This is a genomic window from Nocardioides sp., assembly GCF_047607365.1.
Classification (GTDB): domain Bacteria; phylum Actinomycetota; class Actinomycetes; order Propionibacteriales; family Nocardioidaceae; genus Nocardioides.
In genome coordinates this window covers 1-10,662 of sequence record NZ_JASGDD010000061.1, presented here as the reverse complement: position 1 = coordinate 10,662, position 10,662 = coordinate 1, and the positions used below count along the sequence as shown (strand labels likewise).

Here is a 10,662-nt window from a genome sequence, read left to right as displayed (position 1 = left end):
CTGGACCCGCGGCGCGGCCGTCGGCCGTCGCGGCGTGGCCCGTCTCGACCCGGCGTCCGCGGTGGCGTCGGCGGTGGCGTCGGCCTGCTCGGGCGCCGCGTCGTCGAAGACGACCACCCTGTCCTTGCCCGTGCGCTTCGCGCGGTAGAGCGCCCGGTCGGCGTTCCGGATCAGCCCGTCCGGACTGGCGCACGACCGTATGTCGGCGAGGCCGGCCGAGACCGTCAGGTGAGCCTCTCGCAGCCCGCGCATCGCGCGCTCCACCACGCGGCGGGCCGCGGCCGCGTCGATCCCGTCGAGGAGGAGCGCGAACTCGTCGCCACCCCAGCGGAAGGCCGCATCGTGCCCGCCGCGGACCGAGATGCGGAGCTGGTCGGCCACGCAGCGCAGTGCGATGTCGCCCGCCGCGTGGCCGCCGGTGTCGTTGATCGCCTTGAGGTCGTCGAGGTCGATGATCGCCAGCGACAGGCCGAGCCCGTCCGCGTCGGCACGGTCGTACTCGGCCACCAGCTTCCGGTTGAAGGCCCGCCGGTCGGGGAGCCCGGTGAGCTCGTCGACGGCGACGAGCTCCAGGGGCCGTCGCTCGTGGAGACGATCCTCGTCCGCGATCGAGACCACGCCCACGGCGGCGACGGCGCGACCGCGCGCGTCGCACTCGCTCACCTGGACGCTCAGCGCGAGGTGGACGTCGTCGGCGAGCGCCAGGGAGTGATCGATCGGCAGGAGCCCGGTGGACCCGTGCGAGGCCGCGACGGTGACCTGCCGCAGCCACCCCTCGATCAGCTCCGTCACCTCGCCCGCCGACAGTCCGGCCGTGGCGCCGGCCGCCGTCACGAGCGTCACCGCCTGGCCGTCGAGCGTGATGGGCGTCGTGCCGCGACGCCATCGCACGACGCCGCACCGAGCGGCCCGGGTGGCGAGCTCGACCACGAGCCGGCTCTCCGCCCACTCGTCCCGCAGCGAGCCCTCCTCGGTGACGTCGAGCCCCCACAGCTCGATGACCCCTGTCCGGGGGTCCCGGCACATGTTCCAGCGCGTACGCCGAGGGCGGCCGTTCGCGTCGATCAGGCGGGCGTCGAGCGACGTCCCTCCGGCTCCGGTCGCGCTGTGGTGGACCGCCAGCAGGGCCGAGGGCACGTCGGCAGGCTCGATCAGCTCGAGGAGGCTCGCCTCCCCGATGGCGGCCGCGGTCAGCCCGGTCAAGCGGAGGAACCGGTCATCGGCCGAGACGACGCGGAGCCCGGCGTCGAGCGTCACCGTCAGCGGTGCGAGCTCGTCGGAGACCCACTGCGGCACGCCGGCCCCGCGCTCAGCCGGCATCCTCGGCCCACAGCCGGAGGAGGGTGAGGGCGACCTCCCGGTTGGGGACCAGGTCGCCGGCCACGAACGGGTAGGCCGACTCGGGCCGGTACCCGGGGAGCTCGCGCTCCAGCGCCAGCGCCGCGGGCGCGAAGAACCCCATGGTCCAGTCCGGGAACAGGCGGTCCTCGACGCCCTCCCTGGTCAGGAGGCGGATGTCGTGGTGGCGCTCGTCGGCCACGATCCGTCCGTACGTCTCCTCGATCGCGGCCCCGGGCCCCTCGATCACCTGCAGGAAGCTCTGCTCGGCGTAGACCAGCAGCCCCGTCACGTCGCAGGCGCCGTTGCGGTCGCGGCTGACGTTCAGCAGGTCCCGGAGCCCCTCCTCGCCAAGTGCCGCGACAGCACGGCTCGCGTAGATGATCCGGTCGTACATGCCTGCTCCAACGATCCCGGCTCGTCGGCGTCACGAGCGCGGTCCGGCTGGCGGTCGCCGATGAGATAACCGGTGGCTCGCGCCTCTAGACTTGCTCTCCGTGGGAATCGTCGTCCAGAAGTTCGGCGGCTCGTCGGTCGCGGACGCGGCCGGGGTCAAGCGGGTCGCTCAGCGGATCATCAACACCAGGCGTGAGGGCCACGACGTCGTCGTGGTCGTCTCGGCGATGGGCGACACCACCGACGAGCTGATCGACCTCGCCAACGAGGTCACCCCGCTGCCGCCGCCGCGCGAGCTCGACATGCTGCTCACCGCCGGCGAGCGGATCTCGATGGCGGTCCTCGCCATGGCGATCCAGAGCCTGGGCCACGAGGCCCGCTCCTTCACCGGCTCCCAGGCCGGCGTCATCACCGACGCCGAGCACGGCCGGGCCAAGATCATCGACGTCAGCCCGGGCCGGATCACGGCCGCGTTGGCCGAGGGCGCGATCGCGATCGTCGCCGGCTTCCAGGGCGTCTCCCAGACGACCAAGGACATCACCACGCTCGGCCGCGGCGGCTCCGACACCACCGCGGTCGCCCTCGCGGTGGCGCTCGACGCCGAGGTCTGCGAGATCTACTCCGACGTCGACGGCATCTTCACCGCCGACCCGCGGATCGAGCCCCGCGCCCGCAAGGTGCCGCGGATCTCCTACGAGGAGTGTCTCGAGATGGCCGCCCAGGGCGCCAAGATCCTGCACCTGCGCTGCGTCGAGTACGCGCGCCGCTACGACATGCCCATCCACGTCCGCTCCTCCTTCAGCGAGAAGGAGGGCACCTGGGTCGTCCCCGCCGACCAGGTGCGCGTGGACGACACCGAGAAGGACACCGCCATGGAAGAAGCGATCATCACCGGCGTCGCGCACGACCGGAGCCAGGCCAAGATCACGGTCGTCGGCGTACCGGACAAGGTCGGTGAGGCCGCCTCGATCTTCCGCGCCATCGCCGACGCGCAGATCAACATCGACATGATCGTGCAGAACGTCTCCGCCGCCGCGACGGGTCTCACTGACATCTCCTTCACGCTCCCGCGCGGCGAGGGCCAGACCGCGATGTCCGCGCTCTCGAAGCTCCAGGGCTCGGTCGGCTACGAGCGGCTGCAGTACGACGACTCGGTGGGCAAGGTCTCCATCGTCGGCGCCGGCATGTCCAGCGCGCCGGGCATCTCGGCCCGCTTCTTCGAGGCGCTCTCGGATGCCGGGGTCAACATCGAGATGATCTCGACGTCGGAGATCCGCGTCTCGGTGATCGTCACCGAGACGCAGGTGGTCGACGCGGTCAACGCCGCGCACGCCACCTTCAACCTGGGCTCCGACGAGGTCGAGGCCGTGGTCTACGGCGGGACGGGGCGCTGACCATGAGCAACGGGCTGAACATCGGCGTCGTCGGCGCCACCGGCCAGGTCGGCGTCGCGATGCGCCAGATCCTCGCGGAGCGGGACTTCCCCGTCGAGGAGATCCGGTTCCTCTCCTCGCCCAAGTCCGCCGGCACCACGCTGTCGTACGCCGGGCGCGACGTCGTCGTCGAGGACGCCTCCACCGCGGACCCGAGCGGGCTCGACGTCGCGCTCTTCTCCGCCGGCGCCACCGCCTCGCGCGCGCTCGCGCAGAGGTTCGTCGACGCCGGCGTCATCGTCGTCGACAACTCCAGCGCCTTCCGCAAGGACCCCGCGATCCCCCTCGTCGTGAGCGAGGTCAACCCGCACGCCGCCGCCGGCGTCATCGAGGCCGGCCGCGGCATCATCGCCAACCCCAACTGCACCACCATGGCCGCGATGCCGGTGCTCAAGGTGCTCCACGACGAGGCCGGCCTGCGCCGTCTCGTCGTCTCGACCTACCAGGCGGTCTCCGGCTCCGGCATCGCCGGCGTCGCCGCCCTGGCCGACGAGGTCGCGTTCGCCGGCGACAAGGCCCGTGAGCTCGCGTACGACGGCGAGGCGGTCGCCTTCCCCGAGCCGGCGGTCTACCGGCGGACCATCGGCTACAACGTCCTCCCCTTCGCCGGCAACCTCGTCGACGACGGGAGAGGCGAGACGGACGAGGAGCAGAAGCTCCGCAACGAGTCCCGCAAGATCCTCGAGATCCCCGATCTCCTCGTCTCGGGCATCTGCGTCCGCGTCCCCGTCTTCACCGGGCACTCGCTGTCGATCAACGCCGAGTTCGAGCGCGAGCTGACCCCGGAGCGCGCCACGGAGCTGCTGTCGGCCGCCCCCGGCGTACAGCTCTCCGACATCCCCACCCCGCTCCAGGCCGCGGGCAAGGACCCGTCCTTCGTCGGCCGCATCCGCCAGGACGAGGGCGTCCCGGGAAGGCGCGGCCTCGCCCTCTTCGTCTCCGGCGACAACCTCCGCAAGGGCGCCGCGCTCAATACGGTCCAGATCGCCGAATTGGTGGCGGCAGCGCGCGGCTGAAAGGCGCTTGGCACGTCCGAGCGACGGGTATATCTTCGAGACACTGACCGATATCTCGGAGGTGTGTTGTGACGAAGACGCTGATCGACATTCCGGACGAGCTGCTCGCAGACGCGATGCGGCTGCTCCGCGTGACGACCAAGGCGGACGCGGTGCGGACCGCGCTGGCCGAGGCGGTCCGGCGACGCGAGACGGAGGCCTTCCGCATCGCGCGGCAGGTGAAGGACGACCTCGTCGCCGCTCGTGCCCGGCCGATCGGCTGGGGAGGGATCAGCGACGAGCGCGCGGAGGAGCTGATCGCGGACATCCGACGGCACCGTGACGAGCGCCAGGACTACCTGGACTCGCTGTGAACGCCTTCGACTCGGACGTCTTGATCTACGCCGCGAGTCCGTCGGGCGCGGTCACCGTGCCCGGCGTGCGCGCACTGTTCGAGGGACTCCAGGACGGTGAGGTCGCGGGGATGGGGTCCGTCCTGCTCGCGCCGGAGGTGCTCATCAAGCCGCAGCGTTGCAGCGCGCACGACGACGCGGCCGCGGCGGAGGCGAGGACGCTCGCGGAGCTCCTGTCGCGCATCGACCTCTGGCCGGTGGACGACGACGTGATGGTCATGGCGGTCGGCCTCGGTGCGCGATACGGCTTGAAGACCGTTGACGCCTGCCACCTCGCCACAGCGGTGCTCGCCGGGGCGGACCGGTTCGTCACGAACAACCGCAAGGACTTCACCCGCGACATCGAGGAGATCGACGTCGTCTATCCCGACGAGATGTGACGAAGGTAACTTTCCTGGCTCGCGAGCGTTGAGCCTCCCGTGCGGAGACTCACGACGGCAGTGGTGGCAGGGGTCCTCGGGCTCGGGGCGACGGTGGCGACGGTTCCCGGGGCCGCCGCACCCGCGGAGGCGGCGACGGCCGAGCACGGCGACGTGGTCAGCACGACCACCACGTCCTACTCGATCCAGGGGCTGGACCTGCCGCTGGAGGCCATCCAGATCACCTACCGCACCCGCAACATGCGTGGCGAGGCGGTGGACAACGTCACGACGGTGATCCGGCCGGTGGTCCCGCTGGGCGCGTCCAAGGTGGTCTCCTACGAGTCGTTCTACGACTCGCTCAACCCGGCCGACCAGCCCTCGACCGTCATCGCCGGCGGGCAGGGGCTCGGCGCGGGCATCGTGAACGTCGAGACGGCGGTCATCGCGCCGCTCCTGCTCCAGGGCTACACGGTCAACATCCCCGACACCGAGGGTCAGAGCGCCGACTTCGCGGCCGGCCCCGAGTACGGCTACACCACGATCGACTCCCTCCGCGCGATCCGCCAGGTCCCCGCGACCGGCGTCGGCGACGACGCGCCCATCGGGATGATCGGCTACTCCGGAGGCGCGATCGCCGCGGAGTGGGCGGCCGAGCTGGCGCCGTCGTACGCGCCGGAGGTCGCCGACGACCTCGTCGGCACCGCGATCGGCGGCGTGCTCGTGCACCCCGGCCACAACCTCCACTACATCGACGGCTCGCAGGTCTGGGCCGGCGTCGCGCCGATGGCGATCGTCGGCATCGCCCGCGCGTTCGGCGTCGACCTCCAGCCCTACCTCAGCGACTACGGCAAGCAGGTCTTCGCCGAGCTCCAGGACGCGAGCATCGCCGAGGTGCTCGGCGCCTACCCGGGGCTCACGTGGGCGCAGCTCACCAAGCCCGAGTACGCCGTCCCGGAGTCCGTCGGTCCCTACGTCGAGCTCGCCAACCGGCTGATCATGGGCACCGGCGGCACGCCGACCTCGCCGATGTTCATCGGCCAGGGCACCGGCGGCGAGCTGGAGGGCACGCAGGCCAGCGCCGACTACGGCACGGGGGACGGCGTGATGATCGCCGGCGACGTGCGCGCGCTGGCCAAGCAGTACTGCGACCGCGGCGTCACCGTGCAGTACGACGAGTACGCCCTCTCCCACTTCACCGCGACCGCCCAGTGGATTCCCTCGGCGATGACCTGGCTGACGTCCCGCTTCGCGGGAATCGCGGCTCCGACCGACTGCGACTCCATCGCGGCCGGCAACTCCCTCGCGCCGATCCAGGCGGTGGCCTCCTCGACGCAGGCCTCCGCGGTCACGCCGCACGTGCTGTCGTGGAGCAAGAAGCTCCGCAAGCACGCCCGGGCCGGACGGTGGGTGGCGGTCAGCCCGACCCGCGTCAGCGGCGGCACCGCGACCTACACGTGGACGGTCGGGAAGCGGGTCGTCAAGCAGGGCGCCAGCCCGCGGCTCAAGGTGAGGCGGGCCTGGCGCGGCAAGCGGGTGCGCGTGACCGTGGTCGTGCCCGGCGTCGGCAGTCGCCGCTACGGCTTCGGCTCGGTCTCGAGGTAGGTCGTCGTGACCCAGGAGCTGCCCGCGTAGCCGATCGCCGAGAGCACCGGCACGATCAGCAGCGCGGGCCAGTCGTCGAGCGCGCTCAGCAGGAAGAGCAGGGACACCACCGTCACGAACGCGACGGCCAGGAAGCTCGTCGACGCGGCGCTGCGCGTGTGCGCGAGCACCCGGAGGAGGACGGCGCCCAGGACGACGCCGAGGGCGAAGATCACCATCAGCAGCGGCAGCCCGGCGCCGCCACAGGTCCGCGCGCCGCGGATCGCCTCGCAGCCCTGGAGGCTGCCGTAGGTCGCCGCGACCAGGGCCAGGCCGACGACCACGCCGGTCAGCACCGAGGCGGGAACCACGCCCCACGCCCGCCGTGGAGTGCGCGGTGGCCGAGGTGTCCGGGGTGCCCGAGGTGTCCGAGGTGCCCGGGGTGCCCGGGGTGCCCGGGGTGTCCGCGCCACCCGCGGCGGCTCGGGTGCGACGACCACTGGTGGAAGCGGCTCCGTGGCCGCCTCCGGCGCACGTTCGCCGGCGGCTTCCTCCGGCGCCGGGGTGGACGAGGCGGCCGGGCGCGTGCGCGGCGCCTTCGGCGACCTCTCCCCGGATCGCTTCGGCCGTTTCGGCTGCTTGGGCTTGCGCGGGAACCCCACCTCGAGCGAGCGCCCCGGATCCTCCCGGTGTCCGTCTGACCCCATGAGCCCCGAGTGTGCCACGTCACAGGACCCGACGGAGTAGCGTCCCGCACATGGGGAACTTCGCGGACTGGCAGCTGGGGACCTACTTCGCCGGCCTCGCGGGCGAGAAGCCGGTCCACCCGTTCTCCTTCCGCCAGCTGGAGCGGCGGGCCGAGGCGGCGCTGACGGCTCGCGACCCGCGACTGTGGGACTACGTCGCCGGGGGCGCCGGCGACGAGTCGACCCAGGAGGCCAACGTCGCCGCGTTCGGGCGTCGCGGGATCATGCCGCGGATGCTCGCCGGCGCGGCCGATCGCGACCTGAGCGTGAGCCTGTTCGGCCTCACCCTGCCGAGCCCCGTCTTCATGGCCCCGGTCGGGGTGATCGGCGTGTGCGCCGAGGACCAGCACGGCGACCTCGCCGCCGCGCGTGCGTCGGCCGCGACCGGCGTACCCCTCGTCGGGAGCACGCTCATGTCCGACCCGCTCGAGGACGTCGTCGCGGCGGCGGGCGACACCCCGGCGTTCTTCCAGCTCTACACGCCGAGCGACCGCGAGGTGGCCGAGAGCCTGGTGAACCGGGCGGCCGACGCCGGCTACCGGGCGCTCGTCGTCACCCTCGACACGTGGACGCTGGGCTACCGGCCGCGCGACCTGCGGCACGGCGTGTTCCCGCAGCTGCGGGGCGAGTGCCTGGCCAACTACGCCAGCGACCCGGTGTTCCGCTCGCGGCTGGCGAAGTCGCCCGAGGACGACCCCGAGGCCTTCGTCGCCCACTGGGCGATGGTGTTCGGCAATTCGCGGCTGACCTGGGACTACCTGGCGTGGCTGCGCAGCGTCTCGCGGCTCCCGGTGGTGCTCAAGGGCATCTGCTCCCCCGACGACGTACGCCGGGCGGCCGATGCCGGCGTCGACGGGATCTACTGCTCCAACCACGGCGGCCGGCAGGCGGCGAGCGCTCCGGCTCTCGGCTTCCTGCCGGGTGTGGTCGCGGCGGCGGGGAAGCTCCCGGTGCTCTTCGACTCGGGGATCCGGTCGGGGGTCGACGTGGTCAAGGCGCTCGCGCTCGGCGCGACCGCCGTCGGGATCGGTCGGCCCTACGCCTATGCGGCCGCGGCGGCCGGCGAGGACCCGTCCGGGGGGATCGAGCACCTGCTGCGCTGGATCCTCGCCGAGGCGGATCTGACGATGGGGCTCAACGGCTATCGCGCCGTCCGCGATCTCGCGGGCGCGACCTTCGCCCTCTGACGTTCTCCAGCTGACGTTCTCCAGCTCGCGGGACAGGGCCTCGCTCGGCTGCGAGTATGCAGGCATGTCCGATCCCAGCCACGCGTTGCGGGACCGCGCCTACGGGCTGCTCATGGCCGCCCAGGACGTGGGCCATCGCGACGCGCGGGACCGGCTGGTGGCGCTGGAGGCCGAGGCGGACGCCGCCGGACATCCAGGGCTCGCGCTCCTCGCGGCCTCCTTCACGGTCTTCCACGACGTCCTGCACGACGCCCGCTCCGACGCGGTGCTGCTGGCCTGCGACGACCTCGTGCGCCGGGCCGAGGCCCTCGGCGACGACGGCCTCCGCGGGATCGCCCACGCCCTGCTGGCGATGTGCGACGCCGCCGTCGGGGACGGCGAGAGGCTGGTCGCCCACGCGGGGCTGGCGGTCTCGCTCATGTCGGAGGACGTCGCGCCCGAGGAGCGGTGCATGGTGTGGACGATGCTGACCAGCGTCTACAGCTCGCTCAACCTGTGGGAGCTCGCCGACGACCTCAACGAGCTGGCGGCCGCCCTGGCCCCCGAGTGCGAGCGGTCCGAGCGCCAGCTGTCCGCCACCGACTGCAACCGCTTCGTCATCCGGCTGGCGTGGGCGGCCGGGCTGCTCGAGCACGGCGACGAGGTCCAGGCTCTCGACCTGCTCCGCTCCGCGGAGTCGGCTGCCGAGGCGGCGCTCCTCAACCCCGGCATGCCCGAGCTGTGGCGGCTCGACGCCCTGACCGTCAAGGACCTGCTGCTCTTCGTGCTGCTCTCCTTCGGCCAGCGCGTGGACGCCGAGCCCGACGACCTGCTCGCGCGGCTGGCCGCGCATCGAGAGGTGATGGCGGACTCCGCGGACCCCGAGGTGCTGCCCTACCTCGCCGGCTTCATGGCGCTGGGCCTCCTGCGGCTCGGCCGCGTCGAGGAGGCGCGCCGGTCGATGGCACGGGGGACGGACACGAGCGAGGCGACGGCCGGGGCCCGCGCGTTCCACGCCTGGGCGCGGGCCGAGGTGCTCGCTCCCGCGGAGCCGGACGAGTCGTCTCGGGCGCAGCGGGACTACGGAGCCCTGGTCTGCGACCTGCGCTGGACGGCCCGCGCGGGCCTGCTCGCCGCCGCCCGGGCGCGGATCGACGAGCTGCGGCTGGCCAGTGAGCACGCCCGCCTCTCCCGGGAGGTGAGCCGCGATCCGCTCACCGGCCTGGGAAACCGGAGGCGGTTCGACCAGTGGCTGCTCGAGGAGCCGGTCGCCGAGCACCTGGCGACGCTGCTGCTCATCGACATCGACGACTTCAAGCAGGTCAACGACGAGCACGGCCACGTCGTCGGCGACGAGGTGCTGCGACGGATCGGGGCGATCATCGCGGAGAGCGTCCGCGAGGGCGACGTCGGCCTCCGGATCGGCGGCGACGAGTTCGCCGTCCTCATGACCTCGCCGCTGACCGCGGACGGTCACGGGCACGCCGAGCGCATCCGCGAGCGCGCGGTCGCCATGGCCGCGGCGGTCGCCGGGACGGCGTGGTCGGAGGTCGCGCCCGGCCTGGAGGTCAGCATCGCCGTCGGCGTCGCCGCCGGGCGCATGGGACCCGCCGAGACGGGCGCGGCCACGACGCTCTACCGCCTCGCCGACGAGGATCTCTACGCCGTCAAGGCTCGGCGAGCGGCGGCCGCTCCGCGCTCCGGCGCCGCCGTGCCGACCGCCTCTCCGGAGCTCGCGGGCGACTGACGCCCGCGCGTCCGTGCGACATGCCTCACACGTCGCCGAGTTGACGAGGTCGCGGCCGTCGATGGCATAGTCCACAGGTCGCGTTCAGGAACGACGCGATCGCTCCGGTGGCGCCGAGGTCCGTGACTCGCCGGGGGAGACACCGAGGTTTGGTCGTGGTCACGGACGCGGGGGCGCCAGGAAGTACGCCGCAGCACCGCTGCGGCTCGGGGCTAAGGCTCTCTCTCGAGATCGTCGTAGGGAGCCCGGACACCAGCAGTCCGAGCCCGACAGGTCCACCTTCGCAGGCGTCGCTGTGAGAGACCGTCATGCCCCCTGCCATCATCGGGCTGCGCGCTGCCCGCTTCACGCTCGTGGCGCTGCTCGGCATCGCCCTGCTCGCCCTCGTCCAGCCGGTCGGGCCCGCCCAGGCCACCCCGGGCGCCCAGGCGTCGCGCTCCGCCGTCGCGCCCCCGGGCGCCGCGGCCGCCGGCACCCCCGCCACG

General features: G+C 72.8%; 10 protein-coding genes. 7 read left to right on the top strand and 3 right to left on the bottom strand.

Annotated features, from left to right (window positions below):
• Together QM572_RS05370 and QM572_RS05365 are read right to left on the bottom strand one after the other, a co-directional pair.
• Nucleotides 1-1,320, bottom strand: a 1,320-nt coding sequence (locus QM572_RS05370) for a diguanylate cyclase domain-containing protein (RefSeq protein ID WP_415090830.1), incomplete at its 3' end; no start/stop codon positions are given.
• A complete protein-coding gene (locus QM572_RS05365) occupies nt 1,310-1,735 on the bottom strand; it encodes a BLUF domain-containing protein (RefSeq protein WP_415090828.1) in 426 nt (141 codons plus the stop codon). The genes QM572_RS05370 and QM572_RS05365, both read right to left, overlap by 11 nt.
• 100 nt (nt 1,736-1,835) lie before the next feature.
• On the opposite strand from QM572_RS05365, the gene QM572_RS05360 reads away from it, so the two are divergent.
• The 5 genes from QM572_RS05360 (at nt 1,836) to QM572_RS05340 (ending at nt 6,539) form a co-directional block, all read left to right on the top strand.
• Complete coding sequence (locus tag QM572_RS05360; RefSeq protein ID WP_415090826.1) at nt 1,836-3,128, top strand: aspartate kinase; 1,293 nt, start codon at nt 1,836-1,838, stop codon at nt 3,126-3,128.
• A gap of 2 nt (nt 3,129-3,130) precedes the next feature.
• The gene (locus QM572_RS05355; RefSeq protein WP_415090824.1) at nt 3,131-4,183 is read left to right on the top strand and encodes an aspartate-semialdehyde dehydrogenase; all 1,053 of its coding nucleotides are present in this window, start codon (nt 3,131-3,133) and stop codon (nt 4,181-4,183) included.
• A gap of 68 nt (nt 4,184-4,251) precedes the next feature.
• On the top strand, nt 4,252-4,536 hold the full coding sequence (locus QM572_RS05350) for a type II toxin-antitoxin system VapB family antitoxin (RefSeq protein WP_415090822.1): 285 nt from the start codon (nt 4,252-4,254) through the stop codon (nt 4,534-4,536).
• A complete protein-coding gene (locus QM572_RS05345) occupies nt 4,533-4,955 on the top strand; it encodes a type II toxin-antitoxin system VapC family toxin (RefSeq protein WP_415090820.1) in 423 nt (140 codons plus the stop codon). The genes QM572_RS05350 and QM572_RS05345 overlap by 4 nt, the downstream gene beginning before the upstream one ends.
• 63 nt (nt 4,956-5,018) lie before the next feature.
• Nucleotides 5,019-6,539, top strand: coding sequence for a lipase family protein (locus QM572_RS05340; RefSeq protein WP_415090818.1), 1,521 nt, complete (start codon nt 5,019-5,021; stop codon nt 6,537-6,539).
• On the opposite strand, the gene QM572_RS05335 is transcribed toward QM572_RS05340, so the two are convergent.
• Nucleotides 6,512-6,889: a hypothetical protein gene (locus QM572_RS05335; RefSeq protein ID WP_415090816.1), complete on the bottom strand. Its 378-nt coding sequence runs from the start codon at nt 6,887-6,889 to the stop codon at nt 6,512-6,514. The genes QM572_RS05340 and QM572_RS05335 overlap by 28 nt on opposite strands.
• Before the next feature lie 386 nt (nt 6,890-7,275).
• On the opposite strand from QM572_RS05335, the gene QM572_RS05330 reads away from it, so the two are divergent.
• Together QM572_RS05330 and QM572_RS05325 are read left to right on the top strand one after the other, a co-directional pair.
• Nucleotides 7,276-8,451 (top strand): alpha-hydroxy-acid oxidizing protein, encoded by a 1,176-nt coding sequence (locus QM572_RS05330; protein ID WP_415090814.1) that lies wholly within the window; start codon nt 7,276-7,278, stop codon nt 8,449-8,451.
• A 64-nt stretch (nt 8,452-8,515) separates the two neighbouring features.
• Nucleotides 8,516-10,177, top strand: a complete 1,662-nt coding sequence (locus QM572_RS05325; RefSeq protein WP_415090812.1) for a diguanylate cyclase — start codon at nt 8,516-8,518, stop codon at nt 10,175-10,177.
• Nucleotides 10,178-10,662 lie beyond the last annotated feature (485 nt).

What these genes read in the sequence shown, in the direction of transcription:
- QM572_RS05365 (WP_415090828.1), bottom strand. Translation starts at nt 1,735, where the DNA reads ATGTACGACCGGATCATCTACGCGAGCCGTGCTGTCGCGGCACTTGGC.
- QM572_RS05355 (WP_415090824.1), top strand. Translation starts at nt 3,131, where the DNA reads ATGAGCAACGGGCTGAACATCGGCGTCGTCGGCGCCACCGGCCAGGTC.
- QM572_RS05330 (WP_415090814.1), top strand. Translation starts at nt 7,276, where the DNA reads ATGGGGAACTTCGCGGACTGGCAGCTGGGGACCTACTTCGCCGGCCTC.
- QM572_RS05325 (WP_415090812.1), top strand. Translation starts at nt 8,516, where the DNA reads ATGTCCGATCCCAGCCACGCGTTGCGGGACCGCGCCTACGGGCTGCTC.